Below are 18,598 nucleotides of genomic sequence, written 5' to 3'. Positions count from 1 at the left end.
GGGAGATTCACATGCACAAGAAATACGCGGAACGCTGGGCGCCCTGGGTGCTGCTGCTGGCGGTCATCCTGCTGTGGCAGGTCATCTGCTCGGCCTTCGAGGTCTCGGAATTCATCTTCCCCAGCCCCTGGGCCATCGGCCGGCAGCTGGCCGAGTTCAGCGGCATCATCGCCGCCCATGCCTGGCGCACCTACTGGGTGACGATGGCGGGCTTTGGCATCGCCATCGTGGTGGGCGTGCTGCTGGGCTTTCTGATCGGCTCCTCGCGCCTGGCCTATGCGGCGTTCTATCCGCTGATGACGGCCTTCAACGCGCTGCCCAAGGCGGCCTTCGTGCCCATCCTGGTGGTCTGGTTCGGCATCGGCGCGGGACCGGCCATCCTCACGGCCTTCCTGATCAGCTTCTTTCCCATCATGGTCAACATCGCCACCGGCCTGGCCACGCTGGAGCCCGAGCTGGAGGATGTGCTGCGCGTGCTGGGCGCCCGGCGCTGGGACGTGCTGATCAAGGTCGGCCTGCCGCGCTCCATGCCCTACTTCTACGGCTCGCTGAAGGTGGCGATCACGCTGGCCTTCGTGGGCACCACGGTCAGCGAGATGACGGCGGCCAACGAAGGCATCGGCTACCTGCTGGTGTCGGCCGGCTCGTCCATGCAGATGGGCCTGGCCTTTGCCGGCCTGATCGTGGTGGGCGCCATGGCCATGGTGATGTACGAGCTGTTCAGCGCCATCGAAAAGCGCACCACCGGCTGGGCCCGGCGCGGCTCGCAGGGCGAGTGAGAATCCGGCCATGATGCCCGCACCCACGACGACATCGCCCATGACGCCCATGACGCCCCTGACCGACGAACAGGTGGCCCGCCAGCTGCGCCGTGCAGGCGCCGTGGCCGGGCGGGCCATGGCCATGGGCCGCCACCCCTTTGGCGCGCTGCTGCTGGCGCCAGACGGCGAGACCGTGCTGGCGGAGCAGGGCAACATCGACACGGTGAACCATGCGGAGTCCACCCTGGCGCGCACGGCGGCCGCCAACTATCCGGGCGCCTACCTGGCGCAGTGCACCCTGGTGACCACCTTCGAGCCCTGCGCCATGTGCGCCGGAACCATCTACTGGGCCGGCATAGGCCGCGTGCTCTACGGCGCCGAGGAAACGGCGCTGCTGGCGCTGACGGGCGACCATCCCGAAAATCCCACGCTGTCCCTGCCTTGCCGCGAGGTCTTCGCGCGCGGGCAGCGCGCCGTGCAGGTCATCGGTCCGGTGCCTGCGCTGCACGAGGAGATGCTGGAGCCGCACCGGGGCTTCTGGCAGCAGCGCTGAACGGCGGCTGCGCCCCGCGCCCGCTCAACTGCGGCAGCCGGCCAGCGCGTCCAGGGGCTTCTGGTAGGTGGGGCTGGTCACGTCCAGCAGGCCCAGGGTGGTGTGGTAGAGGTTGTCGTGCGACAGCGGCGCGTCCAGCTGGCCGCGCACGCAGCGCTCGGACACGCCGGTGCGCTCGCCCAGGTTGCCCAGCCAGGCAATCATGGGAATGTGCTTTTGCTCGTCGGGCGCCATGGCGTAGGGCATGCCGTGCAGGTAGATGCCCATCTCGCCCAGCGACTCGCCATGGTCCGACATGTAGACCATGCCGGTCTGGTAGCGCGACTGCTGGCTTGCCAGCCAGTCGATGGTCTGCGACAGGAAGTGGTCGTTGTAGCGGATGGAGTTGTCGTAGACATTGACCACCTGCTCGCGCGTGCAGCTGGACAGCGCGTTGGTCAGGCATTCGGGCTGGAAGACCTTGGTCTCTGGCGTGGAGCGCTTGTAGTAGGCCGGGCCGTGGCTGCCCATCTCGTGCATGACCAGCACCACGCCGCGCTCGCGGCGCTCGCGCGGCAGGGCGGCGATGCGTTCGTCGATGCCGCTGAGCAGGATGCCGTCCAGGCATTCGCCGTCGCTGGAGCACAGGGCCTTGCCGTCGGGCGTGTTCAGGCGGTCGGCCGTGCTGGCGTTGGGAATGCGTTCGCACACGCCCTTGCAGCCAGCCTGGTTGTCCACCCACAGCACGGCCAGGCCGGCGTTGTACAGCACGTCCACCAGGTTGTCGTAGTCCACCTTGCTCTTGTAGAAGCCCGTGCGGCCCAGGTGCGAGAACATGCAGGGCACGGATTCGCGCGTGCTGGTGCCGCAGGAGGTCACGTTGCTCCAGTTGAGCACCTTGCGCCTGGCCAGCTCGGGCGTGGTGTCGCGGGCATAGCCGTTCAGGCCCCAGTTGGCGGCGCGCGCCGTCTCGCCCACCACGATGACGAACAGCGGCGGCTTGCGCTCGGCCGCGTAGGTGGCGCCCAGCGTGGCGCCGGCCGCAATGCTGGCAAACGGGCGCTTGGGCCGCAGGATGGGCTTGAGCACCGCGTCCAGCGAGGCCAGCACGGGGCTCACGGGGTTGAGCATGTGGCGCATCCACAGGTTGTTGCGGATCACGGGGGCCAGCTCGCGGTACGAGACAAAGACCGAGGCCGCCAGCAGCACCACCGAGGCGGCCAGCAGCCCCAGCGTGCGCAGCACCGTCTGCGTGCTGCGGCGCGGGCGGATGATGCGCAGCCGCAGCAGCCAGGCCGTGGGCAGGCCGGCCACCAGCAGCAGCTGCAGCAGCAGCTGGGGGTTGAACAGGTCGCTGCTTTCGCGCAGGTCGGTCTGCAGGATGTTGTTGATCATGCCGCCGTCCATGACCGTGCCGTAGGCGGTCATGAAGTACTGGGCCGAGCCGGCAATCCAGGGCAGGGCGATCCACAGCGGCTTCATGCCGCGCGGCCAGGCCGTCAGCGACAGCAGCAGCAGGATGCCGCCCAGGCCCAGCGGCAGCAGGCGCAGCACCAGGGTGGCCAGGCTGCCGTCATAGCCTTCGAGGTGGGGCAGGCGCAGCCACAGCGCCCAGTTCGCGGTGGCCAGCAGCCACAGCGCCAGCACCAGGGCCACGGCCTGGGGCGAGCGCGGGGCGCTCCAGGCCGTGCGCAGCCGTGCCGGGAGGCTGGCGGGGGCAGGCTGGGCAGAGGATGGGGCCGGGGCTTGGCCGGTGCCGGAGGAGCCGGCAAAGGGGGGGCGGGCGAGCAGGCGTTCTGACATGGCCGCGAGCGTAGAATTCGCAGCTTAAGAACATCTGAACCCCGCGTTCAGACTCCGTTCAGCTTGAACCCCTCCCGTCCCCTCTGTTGCGCCCGTACCCGGTGCACACCCTGATGTGCGAAGGCCCAGCCTCCCATGCGAATCCTGCTGGTCGAAGACGATGAGGCACTGGCCCAGGCGGTGGGCAGCTATCTGCGCTCCAAGGCCTTTCTGATCGACAGCGTGCCTTCTTTGGCCCAGGCGCGCGGCTGCCTGGCCGGTGCCAGCTACGCGGCCGTGCTGCTGGATCTGCACCTGTCCGACGGCGACGGCCTGGCGCTCATGCCCACGCTGCGCCGGCTGGAGCAGCCTCCCGTCACCATCGTGCTGACGGCACGCGACCAGGTCAGCGACCGCATCCGCGGGCTGGACGCGGGGGCCGACGACTATCTGGTCAAGCCCTACGACCCCGAGGAACTGCTGGCCCGCCTGCGCGCCGTGAGCCGGCGCGGCGGCGGCATGCAGGCCGGACAGGACGCCGTGCTGCGCATGGGCACGCTGGAGATCGACCTGGCCCGCGAAATGGTGCGCGATGCGGGCCGCACGCTGCTGCTCACGCCCAAGGAATGGGCGCTGCTGCGCGTGCTCACGGCCCAGCCGCAGCGTGTGCACGCGCGCGAGCATCTGCTCGATGCGCTCTACGGCTTCGATGCCGAGGCCGACAGCAACACGCTGGAAGTGTTCATCAGCCGGCTGCGCCGCAAGCTCGGGCGCGACCGCATCCTGACCGTGCGCGGTACCGGCTACCGCCTGGCCCTCGAGCATGGATGAGCCGCAGCGCTACAGCCTGGCGCTGCCGCCCCGTCTGGCCGACCAGCTGGCCCGCGAGCTGACACTGGCCCTGGCCGCCGTCTGGCTGGCCTGCGTGCTGGCGCTGGCCTGGTATGTCAGCCACATCGTGCACCACAACTTCGACCAGGAAATGATCGACAGCGGCCATCGCCTGCTGGAGGTGGCCGTGCACCAGCTGGAACAGGAGGACCACTCGCGCGAGGGCGTGCAGCGCCCGCATGTGGCCTCGCAGCCGGGCGACGAGGCCGAGGATCTGGTCTACCAGCTGCAGGACGGCCGCGGCAACGTGCTGCTGCGCACCCAGGCCGCCCCCGTGGCAGCCTTTGCCGTGCCCATGCGCGAGGGCTTCTACGAGCGCGAGGGCTGGCGCATCTATGTGGTGGCCCATCCCCGGCAGCCGCTGTTCCTGATGCTGGCCGATCCCATGGTCGAGCGCAGCGAGGCGCTGCAGCGGGCGCTGCTGGCGCTGGGCGCGGTGATGCTGGTCATGCTCGCCCTCATGGGCTGGGCGCTGCGCGTGACCGCGCGGCGGCGCCTGCGCGTGCTGCGCGACATGCAGCTGCAGCTGAGTGAGCGCGGCGGCTCCAACCTGGAGCCGCTGGACCTGGACGCCATGCCGCGCGAGCTGTGGCGGCTGGGCCGGGGCATCAACCACCTGATGCAGCGCCTGTCGCATGCGCTGCAGGTGGAGCGCTCCATGGCTGCCAATGCGGCCCACGAGCTGCGCACGCCGCTGGCCGTGGCCACGCTGCGCCTGCAGACGGCCCTGGACAGGGGCGTGGACAACACCGATGTGCGCGCGGCCTATGAGGCGCTGGAGCGGCTGCGCCAGCGCACGGAAAAGCTGCTGCAGCTGTCGCGCGCGGCCTCGGGCTCGGCGCTGGCGCAGGACGAGGTGCGGCTGGACGCGCTGGCCAGCATGGTGGCCTCCGAGTTCTGGCAGCAGGACGAATCCACCCAGCTGCGGCTGGACGTGGTGCTGCCCGAGCAGCCCTGCGGTCCGGTGGCGGGCGATGTGGACACGCTGGCCATCGCCTTGCGCAACCTGGTGGAGAACGCGCTGCGCTACAGCGATGGCTCGGAGGTGCTGCTCGAAGTCTGCGACAGCCACACCGTCCAGGTGCGCGACGAGGGGCCGGGCATGGATGCGGCGGCGCTGAGCACCGCGCGCGAGCGCCATGTGCGCCATGTGGACGACCTGCGCCTGCCCCAGGGCACCGTGCGGGAGCTGGCGTCGCCGGGCTACGGCCTGGGCCTGTCCATCGTGTCCATGATCGTGGCCCAGCATGGCGGCAGCCTGGAGCTGCAGTCGCCGCTGCCCGGCAGTTCCAACGGCCTGCTGGCCCGCATTCAGTTGCCGGGATGCGACCCGTCCGTGGATACCGACGCACGGTCCTGATCCGGGGCGCAGGCAGGCGGCAGGAGCGCATCGGCGGGCATGAGACCGCACAGCCTTGTGTTGCGCTGCAAGGCAGGCAGGGCGGCCAGTTTCTCTACCTCGGCATAGAAACGCTGCCAGCCCTGGGCGGCCTCGCCGCCGGCCTGGGCCGGCACCTGGGTCTGCGCCTGCCTCCACAGCGCAGTGAAGGCCGGCACCCAGTCGTCGTAGGCGGCCAGCGCGCCAAAGCTGGCGTTGTTGGCATCGGCCACCCACTGGTCCAGCCGCGCCTGGTTGCGGTCGTAGAGCTGGCGCTGTGCATCGGTGGTCAGCAGAGCGGCATCGGCGCTGCGCCATTGCGCGCGCAGCGCAGCGTAGTCGCTGCGGAACTGCTGGTAGATCTGCGCCTTGGCCTGCGGCATGGCGGGGCCGCGCTGCTGCGGATCCTGGTAGAGCTGCTGCAGCGCCTGGCGCGTGTGGCCGGTCAGCGCCCGCCACTGCGCGCGCCGCAGCTGGCCTGCATCCCAGCGTGCGCGGGCGGCGGGGCCGGCCTCGGTGGCCAGCCACAGCGGCGTGCCCAGGCGCTCCACGGTGGTGGCAAAGGATTCGTTGAAGGCCGTGTCGCCGGCCACATAGACCACCTGGTGGGCCAGTTCGTGGAACAGCAGGCCGGCGAACTCGCCCTCGCCCCAGCCGATGAAGGTGTTGAGCAGCGGATCGCCGCCCAGCCAGTTCAGGTAGCCCAGCGTGGAATAGGCGGGCACGCCGTAGCTGCCGGACTCCAGGCCCTGGTCGGCCAGTTGCCGTGCCTGGGCCATGGCGTCGGCCTCGGCAAAGTAGCCCCGGTAGCCTACGCAGCCGGCCACCGGAAAGCACCAGCGGTGCAGCTCCAGGCTGTCGGGCGGCGCGGCCACCACGTTCCATACGGCAAACGGCCGCTGCAGATCGGCATAGCGGCGGTAGCTGGCGTTGTCGGGCAGGCCCAGGCGCTCCACGGCAAAGGCGCGCATGCGCCGGGCCGACAGCAGGCGCTCGCGCAGTGCGGGCGCAAGGCTCTCGTCCTGCAGCCAGTCGTCAATCGGGCGGCTGGCCTGCAGCAGGTGCATTTGCCCGCGCAGGCTTTGCCAGTAATAGCCCAGCCCGTCGCCACCGGCCCCCCGGCTGGCACAGCCGCCCAGCAGCAGGCCTATGCCCACCAAAATCGCGGGCAGGCCGCGCCTGACTACACTCAAGCCTTCTCGCACCCTTGGCCCCCTTGCTGCTTTCATGGACTTCTTCACGCTGGCGATCATTGTCTTCATCGCAATCTACCTGCTCAAGACGCAGCAACAGCGCCGGCATACCCTGCTGCTGGCCCAGTATCTGGGACGATTCCAGATCGAGAAGCTGATGGGCGGCCTGATCGAAGGCTATCTGCGCGCCCTGGGTGAGAACGACGAGCAGCGCCGTGCCCAGATCTGGACCGTGCTGGACAACACCGAGGCCAACCTGGCCGAGCAGTTCCAGCGCTTTGCCAAGGAGATGGCCACGGCCGATCCGCAGCTCACGCGCGTGAGCACGCTGCCCGTGGCGCTCCCCTATCTGGACCGGCTCTTTCCCTCGTCATCCTTCGATCTGCGCGACGCCATGCAGCTGCATGCGCGCGGCATTGCCTCCGTGCGCGTGGCCGACAGCGCCAACGAGGACGAACGCCGTGCGCGTGCCTTCACGATGACGGCCGAGCTGTTGCTCATGCAGTACACCTGTCATTGGTTTTGCAAATCGCGTGCCGTGGCATCCCTGCGGCTGGTCGCACGGCACAAGACGCCCTTCGAGCAAGTGCTTGCTTCGGTGACGGATCAGACACGGCGCGACTACAGGCAGCTGATCGCCTGATTCCCCCCCCGCTGTGGCGGGGCGCCATGCCCCGCCATGCACAGCCCAGGCTGCGATTGACGCAGTGCGCCTTGCTGTCAAAAATGAACGCCATGACACAAGTGCTGAGCTCCATCGAGGCGCGGCTGGCGTCTCTCCCTGTCCCCGTGGCCGTGATCCTGCCGTCCGGCCAGCGCGCTGGTCCTGCGGATGCGCAGGTGGTGCTGCATTTCCAGACCATGTCGGCCATCGCCAGCCTGGCGGCCGGGCAGATAGGGACACTGGGCAGTGCCATCGTGGAAGGGCTGGTGCGCATCGACGGCCGCATGCGCGACGTGATGGCGGTGGCCGCCAGCCTGCTGCAGTCCGATCCGGTGCGCGGCACATCGCACTGGTGGGGGCATGCCATGGCCCGCATGCGCTCCATGGCCGCGCACACGCTGGCGCGCGATGCCCAGCAGATCCAGTTCCACTACGACATCTCCGACGACTTCTACGGCCTGTGGCTGGACCCGCGCCGCGTCTATTCCTGCGCCTACTTCCGCGATCCGCAGATGACGCTGGCCCAGGCCCAGGAGGCCAAGCTGGAGCACATCTGCCGCAAGCTGGACCTGCGGCCCGGCGAGCGCTTCCTGGACATCGGCGCGGGCTGGGGCGCGCTGCTGCTGTGGGCGGCCGAGCACTACGGCGTCACGGCCACGGGCATCACGCTCTCGCACAACCAGCACCGCTACGTGCAGCAGCTGATTGCCGAGCGCGGCCTGCAGGGCAAGGTGGACATGCAACTGCTGGACTACCGCGCGCTGGCGCCCGGCCAGCCCTTCGACAAGATAGGCTCGGTGGGCATGTTCGAGCATGTGGGCCAGGCCCAGCTGCCCGAGTACTTCCAGACCGTGCACCGCCTGCTGCGCCCGGGCGGCATGGCGCTGATCCACGGCATCACGGCGGGCGGCGTGGACAACACCGAGCTGGGCGCGGGCATGGGCGAGTTCATCGACCGCTACATCTTCCCCGGCGGCGAGCTGATGCATGTGAGCCGCGTGCTGCACGACATGGGCCACAGCGGGCTGGAAATGGTGGACACGGAGAACCTGCGGCCCCACTACGCACGCACGCTGTGGAACTGGTCCGACGCACTGGAAGCCCGGCTGCCGCAGGCACAGCGTATCCTTGAGCAGCATGCCGATGCCGAAGGTGCCGCCAAGGTGCTGCGCGCCTACCGGCTCTATCTGGCGGGTTGCGCCATGGGATTCGAGCGCGGCTGGATCGCCCTGCACCAGATGCTGTGCACGCATCCCGATGGACGGCTGCAGTCGGGACCCATGGTGGGGGCTCAATCGGACTATGCTTTCAACCGCGAGTACATGTACCGCTGAGTGCATGACACGCCACACAGAAAAAGGATAGCCATGCTCTACAAGTTCAAGTCCCGTGCCACGGCCGACGTCATCATGCTCGAATCCAACGGCCGCCAGGTCCTGGAGATCGTCGGCAAGACGCCCGGCGCCAGCGGCATCATCACGGTGCAGCAGATTCCCGCCGCCATAGAGGCGCTGGAGGCCGCCGTCGCCGACGACGACGCCCGCCGCAAGGCCAGCCATGAAGACGAGTCCCAGGACGGCGAGCAGGACAGCGCCGCAGCGGGCGCGCGCGACGCCGTCAGCCTGAGCCAGCGCGCCGCGCCCATGATCGACATGCTGCGACGCAGCGCCGCCGAGAACAGCGACGTCACCTGGTAAGCCGGCGGCCCCACCGGCCCCTTCAGGCGTTGATGCCCTTCATGCCTTCCTCCGTATAGCGCTGCCCGGCCACGGGCAGCTCGTCGCTGGCGCGCCGCAGCTCGTCCAGCTCGGCGGGGGTCAGTGCCACGGACAGCGCGCCCAGGTTGTCCTGCAGATGGGCGATGCGCCGGGTTCCCGGAATGGGCACCACGTCAGGGCCCTGGGCCAGCAGCCAGGCCAGGGCGATCTGCGCGGGCGTGCTGCCCTTGCGCTGCGCCAGGGCCGATACGGCGCCCACCAGGGCCTGGTTGGTGTCGATGTTGCCGGGCTGAAAGCGCGGCAGGCTGGCGCGGAAATCGCCCTGCTCGAAGGCCGTGCCGCCATGAAAGCGCCCCGTGAGAAAGCCGCGCCCCAGCGGCGAATAGGCCACCAGCCCCACGCCCAGCTCGCGGCAGGCGGGCAGCACCTCTTCCTCCACCTCGCGCGTCCACAGCGAATACTCGGTCTGCACGGCCGTCACCGGGTGCACGGCATGGGCGCGGCGCAGCGTGGCCGCGCTGACCTCGCACAGGCCGATGCGGGCGATCTTGCCCTCCTGCACCAGCTGCGCCAGGCCTTGCATGGTCTCTTCGATGGGGCGCATGGCATCGACGCGGTGCACGTAGTACAGGTCGATGCGCTCCACGCCCAGGCGCCGCAGCGAGTCCTCGCAGCTTTGCCGTGCGTACTGCGCGCTGTTGTCGATGCTGCGCCGGTACTCCCCGGCCTTGCGCACGATGCCGAACTTGGTGGCGATCTTCACGCGCGGGCGGCGCGTGGCCAGGAAGCGGCCGATCAGCTCCTCGTTGTGGTGCGGCCCGTAGACATCGGCCGTGTCCAGGAAGTCGATGCCGGACTCCACGGCATGGTCCAGCGCCTGCAGCGCCAGGGCGTCGTCGCGCGGACCATAGAACTCGCTCATGCCCATGCAGCCCAGGCCCAGGGCGGATACCTGCAGATCGTGGCCAAGTTTGCGTTGTTGCATTGCATATCCTCTTGCTGAAACAAGGGGCCAGTATGGTTTTCCGAAGCGGCCTTGCCTACTGACAAAATCGCGCTTTGATCTTCCATTTTCGGAAAGCATTCCCGAAAAAATTCCCGAAAAACATTCCCGAAAACAAAGGAGCATTCCATTGCAGTGGGACGACGCCCGCATCTTCCTGGCCATTGCCCGCGCCGGCAGCCTGAGCGGTGCCTCGGCCGCGCTGGGGCTGGGCGTGGCCACGGTCTCGCGCCGGCTGGACCGGCTGGAGTCCGCGCTGGCCATGCCGCTGTTCAGCCGCCACCAGAGCGGCTATCGGCTCACGGCCGACGGCCAGGCGCTGCTGGCCCCGGCCGAGGCGCTGGAGCAGGCGGCCCAGGCCCTGGGCGATGCCGCGCAAAGCCAGGCGCAGGTCGCCGGCGTGGTGCGGCTGGCCACGGCGGAGAACCTGGCCAACCCGCTGATCGCGCCCTCGCTGGTCCCTCTGTTCGCCCGCCACCCGGGTCTGCGCGTGCAGCTGGTCAGCGGAGTGCAGACGCTGAACCTGCACCGGCGCGACGCCGACCTGGCCGTGCGCATGACCCAGCCCGAGGCCGGCCACCTCACGATACGGCGCCTGGGCACGCTGGGCTTCGGCCTGTATGGATCGGCCGGCTACGTGCAAGGCCGCGCAGGCGGCAACGGAAGCGCGGGCACCCACGGCTCGGACCCGTTCGAGGGCGATGCCTTCATCGGCTGGGACGACAGCCATGCCCACCTGCCCGCCGCACGCTGGATGGCGCGCGCCCTGCACGGGCGTCCCTGCCGGCTGGAGACCAATACCCTGTCCGCGCAGCTGGCCGCGGCCCAGGCCGGCCTGGGCCTGGCCGTGCTGCCGCATTTCCTGGCGCGGCAGGCGGGGCTGGTCTGCGTGGAGCCGCAGCTGGGCGCCGACCAGCCGATCTGGCTTGCCATGCATGCCGACCTTGCCCATTCGCGGCGTGTGCGTGCCGTGGCCGACCACCTCATTGAACTGTTCGAGCGGCGGCATGCCGAACTCGAAGGCCCGGCCTGAGCCGCAGCAGGGGCCGCGCGCCGTGTTAAACACGCACGCAGATTGCGAGAAAGAAAGGACTTCCATGCACCGCCTCCGTCATTCCTCCCGATTCCTGCCCTGGCTGGGCGCGCTGGCCGCCACACTGGCACTGGCCGCCTGTGCCGACAGGCCCAAGGCGCCCACCGGCCCGCAGGCGCCCCCGGGAGCGGCGGCTGCCGTGTATTCGCTGCTGTTTCTGGACAACGCCTCCAACCTCGGCCCCAAGGCGGCGGCCTACTGCATAGGCAACGGCCGGGGCTGGGCGCTGCTGGACCCCGATGCGGGCACGCTGGCCCTGCTCAGCGGCCAGAGCCAGGTGCGGCCGGCTTCGGCCTGCGACGTTGGAAAAGGCGGCGAGCAGGTGCTGGACCGGGCCAGCGGCCGGCCGGCGCTGATGTTCGGCGTCGAGCTCGTGCACTGCACGGCCTCGGGATCGCAATGCCTGATGCGCGGCAGCTATTACGAAGGTCCCGGCAACACGCAGAGCAACCTCTACAACGCAAGCCAGCGCGGCGGCAGCTGGCAGGCCGTGATGGCGCTGCGCGGGCCGGCGCCCTGAGACTGCACCGCTGCTGTCGCGCGGCTCCCGCCAACGAAAAAGCCCGGCCGAAGCCGGGCTTGATCGTGGTTGCAACCGGGCGATCCGTCGCGGTGGTGGTCCTCGGGATCAGTCGGCGTAGGTGCCGGCTGCCTTGATGACCTTGCCCCACTTCTCGATCTCGGCCTGGACGAACTTCTTGTGGCCTTCGGGCTCGATGCGGCCGTCGCTGGCGATCACGGCGCCCAGGGCTTCCTGGCGCTTGATGAACTCGGGGTCCTTCAGGGCGGCCTTCATGGCCTCGTTGACCTTCTTGACGATGTCGGCCGGCGTGCCCTTGGGTGCGTACAGGCCGTGCCAGATGGTGACCTGGAAGTCGGGCACGCCCACTTCGGCCAGCGTCGGCAGGTCCTTGAGCGCGGGCATGGTCAGGCGCTTGGGCGTGGTGACGGCATAGGCCTGCACCTTCTTGGCCGTGATCTGGCCCGTGGTGTTGGTGGTCTGGTCGCACAGCAGGTCCACCTGGTTGCCGATCAGGTCGGCAATCGCGGGGGCGGCGCCCTTGTAGGGCACGGGCGTCATTTCCGTCTTCATGGACGCCTGCAGCATCAGGCCGCACAGGTGGGAGGCGGAACCGATGCCGGCATTGGCCAGGTTGACCTTGCCCTGGTTCTTGCCGATCCAGTCCTTGACCTCGGCGAAGTTCTTGGCCGGCAGGCTGGGGCGGCCGATCAGGGTCATGGGCACGTCGTTGATGATGCCGGCGTACTCGAAGTCGTTGAGCACGTTGAACGACAGCTTGCGGTACAGCGACGGGATCGTGGACATGCCGATGTGGTTGATCAGCAGCGTGTAGCCGTCAGGACGGGCACGTGCGGCCTTGGCCGTGCCGATGGTGCTGCCGGCGCCGTCGGCGTTGTCCACCACGATGGTGGCATTGTTCAACTGCTTGCGCATGGACTCGGCCAGATCGCGGGCCACCTTGTCGGTCGGGCCGCCTGCGGTGAACGGCACGATGAGGGTGATCGTCTTGCCTGCGGCAGGATAGTCCTGCGCGTGGGCGCCAAGGGCTGCACCGGCTGCCAGCGCAATGGCTGCGATCTTGAACAATGCTTTCATAGTGTCTCCAAGTAAATAGCGTGCAAATGATAGGGGGCGATGCGCATTTGCCTTCGAGGGCAAACACGCAAAAGAAACCGAATGCACGAGGAGACGGATTTTAAGAATTGTTTCTATTGCGCCGCAGCAGATTCCCTTGCCATTGATCTAGTGCAAACCCTGGGAGTCTTGACAGGCGTCATGTTTTCAGGGTCTGCGAACGCTGCTCGGCGGCGAGGCCGCCGTACCCGCGCCACGGTGGCTACTTGTACGACCTCGCGTCTTCAATGACCTTCCCGTCATTGGGCAGGGTGCCCGGCAGCACCATCTGCACATCGCCGCGCAGCTTGGTGACTTCGCGCACGGCATCGGACAGTTGCTGGGCCAGGCCCGGTGAGGTTTCGCGGGTTTCGACCAGCAGCTGCATCTGGTCGTTGGCCATCTCGCCCGTGACCACCAGCCGCGCGCGCCCCACCTGGGGGAAGCGGCGCACGACGTCGGCAATCTGGCCCGGGTGCACGAACATGCCGCGCACCTTGGTGGTCTGGTCGGCGCGTCCCATCCAGCCCTTGATGCGCGCATTGGTGCGGCCCGTGGGGCACTGGCCGGGCAGCACGGCAGAGAGGTCGCCCGTGCCGAACCGGATCAGCGGGTAGTCGGGATTGAACGTGGTGATCACCAGCTCGCCCACCTCGCCGGGGGCCACCGGGTCGCCCGTGCCGGGGCGCACGATCTCGACGATGACCTGCTCGTCCAGCACCAGGCCTTCGCGGGCCTCGGTCTCGTAGGCGATCAGGCCCAGGTCGGCCGTGGCGTAGCACTGGTAGCCCGCGATGCCGCGCTCGGCCAGCCAGTCGCGCAGCGAGGGCGGGAAGGCCTCGCCCGAGACCATGGCCTTGGTCACGGAGGGGATGGGCAGGCCCATCTCCAGGGACTTTTCCACAATGATCTTGAGGAAGCTGGGCGTGCCCACGTAGCCGGCGGGCCGCAGGTCGGCCATGGCCTGCACCTGCTGCTCGGTCTGGCCCGTGCCGCCTGCGAACACCGTGCAGCCCAGCGCATGGGCGCCGCTTTCCATCATCGAGCCCGCGGGCACGAAGTGGTAGCTGAAGCAGTTGTGCACCAGCTCGCCGGGCCGAAAGCCCGAGGCATGCAGCGCGCGCGCCATGCGCCAGTAGTCTGGGCGGCGGCTTTCGGGCTCGTAGATGGGGCCGGGGCTGCAGAACAGGCGCGGCATGGGCTGGCCCAGGCCAATGGCGTTGAAGCCGCCGAAGATCTGCGCGGGCCGCTGCTCGGCCTGGCGCTGCAGCAGCTCGTACTTGCGCGTCACCGGCAGGCGGGCCAGGGCCTCGCGGCTGGTGATCTGCGTGGCGTCGACGCCGTCCAGGATCTGGGCGAAGGCGGCAGAGTGTTGCTGCGCATGGGCGATCTGCCGGGGCAGGGCGGACAGCAGCGCCGCTTCGCGTTCGTCAGGGGTGCGCGTCTCCAGCGCGTCGTAGAAGGCACTCATGGCTAGTCCTGTGGAAGAAGGGTCTGGGGCAGGGGCTGGAAAATGTCCGCCGGTCAGGCCAGCCAACGTTTTCTGCGCTTGTAGCTCTTGACGTCCTTGAAGCTTTTCCGCTCGCCGCCGCCCACGCCCAGGTAGAACTCCTTGACGTCCTCGTTGCTGGCCAAGTCCGAGGCCGCGCCGTCCATGACGATGCGGCCGCTTTCCATGATGTAGCCGTAGTCCGAGTACTTGAGCGCCATGTTGGTGTTCTGCTCGGCCAGCAGGAAGGTGACCTTTTCCTTGCTGTTGAGGTCGCGGACGATGTTGAACACCTCCTCGACGATCTGCGGGGCCAGGCCCATCGAGGGTTCGTCCAGGAGCACCATGCGCGGATTGGCCATCAGCGCGCGGCCGATGGCGCACATCTGCTGCTCGCCGCCCGAGGTGTAGGCGGCCTGGGAGGTACGGCGCGTCTTCAGGCGCGGAAAGTAGTTGTAGACCTTCTCGAGGTTGGCTGCTATCTCGCCCTTGTCAGTGCGCGTGTAGCTGCCGGTCATGAGGTTTTCCTCGATGGTCAGGTGGGCGAAGCAGTGCCGCCCCTCCATGACCTGGACCACGCCGCGCTGCACCAGCTCGGAGGGCGTGAGGCTTTCGATGCGCTCGCCCTCCAGCTCGATCGTGCCCTTGGTCACCTCGCCGCGCTCGCCCTTGAGCAGGTTGGAGATGGCGCGCAGCGTCGTGGTCTTGCCCGCGCCGTTGCCGCCCAGAATGGCCACGATGCTCTCGCGCGGCACCTGGAGCGAAACGCCCTTGAGCACCAGGATCACATGGTTGTAGATGACTTCGATGCCATTGACCACGAGCAGCGGATCGCTGGCGGCCGGGGCGGAGGTGGGTGCGGTGGTCATGGCGTCGTCCATGGGCGTTGATACGAAAGCGGAGTGCGGGGCCGCAACTCTCGGAGCATCTCTGCGCGGGGCATGCCCCAACTCAGGGACACCGAGGAAGGGCCGCCCCGCACCGAGGGTGTCGTCCCCCTCCCGCGAAGCGAGAGAGGGGGAAGGCGCGTCAGCGCCTCAGGGGGTGCAGGTCCGAGTCTTTACGTTCTTTTCCTTGGCGTACTTGTCCGCGTACTCCTTGACCAGCGGTTCGACCATGGACTTGTCGGCCTGGTACCAGTCGGAGACCACCTTCCACTTGGCGCCATCCCACTGGGCAATGCGCGACCAGTCGGTGCCCAGGTGGTTGTCGCAGCTGGTCTTGACGGGGCGGATGATCTTGCCGAAGCCCAGCTCGTTGAGGCGCTCCTGCGTGAGGTTCAGGTTCTCCAGGCCCCAGCGCACCTGCTCGGAGGTCATGACCTTGCCCTTGCCGTACTTTTCCTGTGCCGTGCGTATGGCCTCCACCTGCAGCATGGAGATCACCATGCCGCGCGTGTGGGCCATGGCGCCCAGCTCCTTGGCGTCGGTGGCCGTGCCCTGGCCCTTGTCGTAGACCATGGACTTGACCTCGTCGTGCACCTTGTCGTGCTCGGCCGTGTTGTGGATGGTCACGGTGTTGTAGCCCTTGGCGCCGGCGCCGATGTCCTTCACGTCATGGTCCGAGCCGGCCCACCAGATGGCGTACATCTTCTCGCGCGGGTAGCCGGTGGCCTGCGCCTCGCGCACGGCCGTGGGCGTCATCACGCCGGCCGACCACAGCAGCACGTAGTCGGGGCGCTGCTGGCGGATCTGCAGCCAGGTGGATTTCTGCTCCACGCCGGGCGCCGTCACGGGCAGCAGCGTCAGGTCGAAGCCTTCCTTGGCGGCGCGCTTTTGCAGCAGCGGAATGGGTTCCTTGCCATAGGGCGAGTCGTGGTAGACCAGGGCGATCTTCTTGCCCTTGAGGCTGCCCTTTTCCTTCTTGAGGATGTCCTGGATGATGGAATCAGCCGCCGTCCAGTAGTTGCCCAGCAGCGGGAAGTTCCACTCGAAGACCTTGCCGTCGGCCGACTGCGACAGGCCATAGCCCGTGGTGATGATGGGCATCTTGTCGCCGGGCGCCTTGTCCGTCACGGCGAACGTGATGCCGGTGGACTGCGGATCGAAACCGGCAGCGCCGCCGCCCTTGCCCTTCAGGCGCTCATAGCACTCCACGCCCTTGGCCGTGTCGTAGGCCGTCTCGCATTCCTCGTAGGCGATCTTCACGCCATTGATGCCGCCCTTGGCGTTGACCAGCTTGATGTAGTCCTGCTTGCCATCGGCCCATGGAATGCCCAGCGGCGCGAACTGGCCCGTGCGGTAGACCAGCAGCGGCACGAACTGGTCCTGGGCCTGTGCGGCAGGGGTGGCCACGAGAGCGCCGATTCCAGCAGCGACCGTGGCGGCGGCGATGGCGACTTTCTTGAACATCATGACGTTGTCTCCTAGTTGGCTGGGGAAGATTCCCCGGTTATCCGGCACTCTGTGGCGCCCTGTCTCGATACAGATCAACTCAATGCGGGAAGGGCCAGACGCGCAGCTTCTGGCGGGCCGTGGCCCACAACTTGGCGAGGCCATGCGGCTCCACGATCAGGAAGAACACGATCAGCGCACCGAAGATCATGTGCTCCAGGTAGGTCGCCGTGGCCGTGGACAGCGGCAGGCCCATCCAGTGCGGCACCTGGGTGAGCAGCAGCGGCAGCAGCACGAAGAAGGCCGCGCCGAAGATGCTTCCCACCACGGAACCCAGGCCGCCGATGATGATCATGAACAGCAGTTGCAGCGAGCGGTCCAGGCTGAAGGCCGCGGGCTCCCAGGCGCCCAGGTGAACGAAGCCCCACAGCGCGCCGGCCACGCCGACGATGAAGCTGCTCACGGCAAAGGCGCTGAGCTTGGCGTAGGTCGGGCGGATGCCGATCACGCTGGCGGCCACGTCCATGTCGCGCATGGCCATCCACTCGCGGCCGATGGCGCCGCGCACCAGGTTCTTGGCGGCCAGGCCCAGCACGCACAGGATGCCCAGGCACAGCAGGTACTTCTCCATGGGCGTGTCGATCTTCCAGCCCATGATGGACAGCGGGCCTGCGCTCACCGAGCCCGAGGAAGAGTTGTTCGTCACCCAGGCCGCGCGGCTGGCCAGCCAGTCCACGAAGAACTGGGCGGCCAGCGTGGCCACGGCCAGGTACAGGCCCCGGATGCGCAGGCTGGGCAGGCCGAAGATCACGCCGAAGACCATGGCCAGCACGCCGCCGCCGATCAGGGCCACCAGCAGCGGCATGCCCTCGAAGCGCACCTGCAGGTTGTAGGCCGCGTAGGCGCCCACGGCCATGAAGGCGCCGGTGCCCAGAGAGATCTGGCCGCAGTAGCCGACCAGGATGTTCAGCCCCAGCGCCGCCAGCGACATGATCAGGAAGGGGATCAGCACGGCCTGGAAGGTGTAGTCGCTGACGCTGAAGGGAATCACCAGGAAGGCGACGGCCAGCAGCGCCACGATGGCCCAGCGGTCCTGGGCGACGCCGAAGATCTGCTGGTCGGATGCGTAGGTCGTCTTGAATTGACCGTTCTCACGATAAAACATGGTGCAAGTTCTCCGTAACGGTCAAACGCGATCAATGATTTTGTCGCCGAACAGCCCTTGGGGCCGCACGAGCAGGAAGCACAGGGCCAGACCGTAGGCGAACCAGGTCTCGATGCCGCCGCCGACCATGGGGCCCAGGTAGACCTCGGAGAGCTTCTCGCCCACGCCGATGATCAGGCCGCCGATGATGGCGCCGGGCAGCGAGGTCAGGCCGCCCAGGATCACCACGGGCAGGGCCTTCAGGGCCACCAGCGACAGCGAGTACTGCACGCCCAGCTTGGAGCCCCAGATGATGCCCACCACCAGGGCCACGCCGCCGGCCACCGACCAGACGATGACCCAGATGCGCGACAGCGGGATGCCGATGGACTGGGCCGCCTGGTGGTCGTCGGCCACGGCGCGCAGCGCGCGGCCGGTCTTGGTCTTCTGGAAGAACACGCTGAGCGCGGCCACCAGCAGCGCGGCGATGCAGGCCGCGTACAGGTCTTCCTGGCTCAGCAGCACGCCGCCCTGGAACAGGCCCTCGAGGATGAACATGGGGTCCTTGGGCATGCCCACGTTGATGCTGTAGACGGCGCTGCCGAAGATCATCGGGCCCAGGCCGTCCAGCAGGTAGGCGATGCCCAGCGTGGCCATCAAGAGCGTGATGGGCTCCTGGTTGACCAGGTGGCGCAGCGCCAGCCGCTCGATCACCCAGGCCACGACCACCATGATGGCCAGCGACACGCAGATGGCCAGCAGGTTGGTGAACCAGCCCGGCTCCATGCCGATCCACTTCGGGATCCACTCGGAAAAGCGCGCCATGGCCAGGGCCGAGAACAGCACCATCGCGCCCTGGGCGAAGTTGAACACGCCCGAGGCCTTGAAGATCAGCACGAAGCCGATGGCGATCAGCGCGTACAGCGTGCCCACCATGAGGCCGCCGAACAAGGTTTCCAGAAAAAATCCCATGTCAGTCCC

General features: G+C 68.1%; 18 protein-coding genes. 9 read left to right on the top strand and 9 right to left on the bottom strand.

The features are described 5' to 3' along the window. Positions 1–11: 11 nt before the first annotated feature. Both A4F85_RS18355 and A4F85_RS18350 read left to right on the top strand, forming a co-directional pair. Complete coding sequence (locus A4F85_RS18355; RefSeq protein WP_012203071.1) at positions 12–779, top strand: ABC transporter permease; 768 nt, start codon at positions 12–14, stop codon at positions 777–779. Between the two features lie 10 nt (positions 780–789). Next, positions 790–1,314: a nucleoside deaminase gene (locus A4F85_RS18350; protein WP_082848233.1), complete on the top strand. Its 525-nt coding sequence runs from the start codon at positions 790–792 to the stop codon at positions 1,312–1,314. Positions 1,315–1,338: 24 nt separating this feature from the next. Here A4F85_RS18350 and A4F85_RS18345 read toward each other — a convergent pair whose 3' ends face one another. Then, positions 1,339–3,096, bottom strand: a complete 1,758-nt coding sequence (locus tag A4F85_RS18345; protein ID WP_063327381.1) for a phosphoethanolamine transferase — start codon at positions 3,094–3,096, stop codon at positions 1,339–1,341. Between the two features lie 135 nt (positions 3,097–3,231). On the opposite strand from A4F85_RS18345, the gene A4F85_RS18340 reads away from it, so the two are divergent. Together A4F85_RS18340 and A4F85_RS18335 are read left to right on the top strand one after the other, a co-directional pair. After that, positions 3,232–3,906: a response regulator gene (locus tag A4F85_RS18340; protein ID WP_063327380.1), complete on the top strand. Its 675-nt coding sequence runs from the start codon at positions 3,232–3,234 to the stop codon at positions 3,904–3,906. After that, entirely contained in the window at positions 3,899–5,326 is a 1,428-nt protein-coding gene (locus tag A4F85_RS18335; RefSeq protein ID WP_063327379.1) for an ATP-binding protein, read from the top strand. The genes A4F85_RS18340 and A4F85_RS18335 overlap by 8 nt, the downstream gene beginning before the upstream one ends. On the opposite strand, the gene A4F85_RS18330 is transcribed toward A4F85_RS18335, so the two are convergent. Next, complete coding sequence (locus tag A4F85_RS18330) at positions 5,278–6,549, bottom strand: aminopeptidase (RefSeq protein ID WP_082848232.1); 1,272 nt, start codon at positions 6,547–6,549, stop codon at positions 5,278–5,280. The genes A4F85_RS18335 and A4F85_RS18330 overlap by 49 nt on opposite strands. 22 nt (positions 6,550–6,571) lie before the next feature. Here A4F85_RS18330 and A4F85_RS18325 point away from each other — a divergent pair, with 22 nt between their 5' ends. Genes A4F85_RS18325 through A4F85_RS18315 form a run of 3 tightly spaced genes read left to right on the top strand, consistent with a single transcriptional unit; the run spans position 6,572 to position 8,898 of the window. Then, positions 6,572–7,180 carry a hypothetical protein gene (locus A4F85_RS18325; RefSeq protein ID WP_063327377.1) on the top strand — a complete coding sequence of 203 codons (609 nt, stop codon included), beginning with the start codon at positions 6,572–6,574 and terminating at the stop codon, positions 7,178–7,180. Positions 7,181–7,206: 26 nt separating this feature from the next. After that, a complete protein-coding gene (locus A4F85_RS18320) occupies positions 7,207–8,535 on the top strand; it encodes a class I SAM-dependent methyltransferase (RefSeq protein WP_063327376.1) in 1,329 nt (442 codons plus the stop codon). Between the two features lie 33 nt (positions 8,536–8,568). Further along, positions 8,569–8,898 (top strand): DUF1840 domain-containing protein, encoded by a 330-nt coding sequence (locus A4F85_RS18315; RefSeq protein ID WP_063327375.1) that lies wholly within the window; start codon positions 8,569–8,571, stop codon positions 8,896–8,898. Positions 8,899–8,920: 22 nt separating this feature from the next. Here the strand turns inward: A4F85_RS18315 and A4F85_RS18310 are convergent, their stop codons facing one another. Further along, a complete protein-coding gene (locus tag A4F85_RS18310) occupies positions 8,921–9,904 on the bottom strand; it encodes an aldo/keto reductase (protein ID WP_063327374.1) in 984 nt (327 codons plus the stop codon). Positions 9,905–10,052: 148 nt separating this feature from the next. On the opposite strand from A4F85_RS18310, the gene A4F85_RS18305 reads away from it, so the two are divergent. Further along, positions 10,053–10,955, top strand: a complete 903-nt coding sequence (locus tag A4F85_RS18305) for a LysR family transcriptional regulator (RefSeq protein ID WP_063327373.1) — start codon at positions 10,053–10,055, stop codon at positions 10,953–10,955. Between the two features lie 64 nt (positions 10,956–11,019). Then, positions 11,020–11,535: a hypothetical protein gene (locus tag A4F85_RS18300; RefSeq protein ID WP_016446600.1), complete on the top strand. Its 516-nt coding sequence runs from the start codon at positions 11,020–11,022 to the stop codon at positions 11,533–11,535. Positions 11,536–11,643: 108 nt separating this feature from the next. Here A4F85_RS18300 and A4F85_RS18295 read toward each other — a convergent pair whose 3' ends face one another. From A4F85_RS18295 to A4F85_RS18270, 6 genes are all read right to left on the bottom strand, one after another. Then, positions 11,644–12,633: a tripartite tricarboxylate transporter substrate-binding protein gene (locus A4F85_RS18295; protein ID WP_012203083.1), complete on the bottom strand. Its 990-nt coding sequence runs from the start codon at positions 12,631–12,633 to the stop codon at positions 11,644–11,646. Positions 12,634–12,874: 241 nt separating this feature from the next. Continuing rightward, entirely contained in the window at positions 12,875–14,122 is a 1,248-nt protein-coding gene (locus A4F85_RS18290; RefSeq protein ID WP_063327372.1) for a phenylacetate--CoA ligase family protein, read from the bottom strand. A gap of 53 nt (positions 14,123–14,175) precedes the next feature. After that, on the bottom strand, positions 14,176–15,009 hold the full coding sequence (locus A4F85_RS18285; protein ID WP_016446597.1) for an ABC transporter ATP-binding protein: 834 nt from the start codon (positions 15,007–15,009) through the stop codon (positions 14,176–14,178). 168 nt (positions 15,010–15,177) lie between these two features. Further along, positions 15,178–16,494 (bottom strand): ABC transporter substrate-binding protein, encoded by a 1,317-nt coding sequence (locus A4F85_RS18280; RefSeq protein WP_063327371.1) that lies wholly within the window; start codon positions 16,492–16,494, stop codon positions 15,178–15,180. A gap of 79 nt (positions 16,495–16,573) precedes the next feature. Then, complete coding sequence (locus A4F85_RS18275; RefSeq protein WP_012203087.1) at positions 16,574–17,638, bottom strand: branched-chain amino acid ABC transporter permease; 1,065 nt, start codon at positions 17,636–17,638, stop codon at positions 16,574–16,576. A 21-nt stretch (positions 17,639–17,659) separates the two neighbouring features. After that, complete coding sequence (locus tag A4F85_RS18270) at positions 17,660–18,589, bottom strand: branched-chain amino acid ABC transporter permease (protein ID WP_012203088.1); 930 nt, start codon at positions 18,587–18,589, stop codon at positions 17,660–17,662. Positions 18,590–18,598 lie beyond the last annotated feature (9 nt).

Source organism: Delftia sp. GW456-R20 (genome assembly GCF_001622915.1).
GTDB classification, from domain to species: domain Bacteria; phylum Pseudomonadota; class Gammaproteobacteria; order Burkholderiales; family Burkholderiaceae_C; genus Comamonas; species Comamonas acidovorans.
The sequence above is the reverse complement of the archived record's forward strand: the minus strand, read 5'-3'. Positions and strand labels throughout refer to the sequence as shown.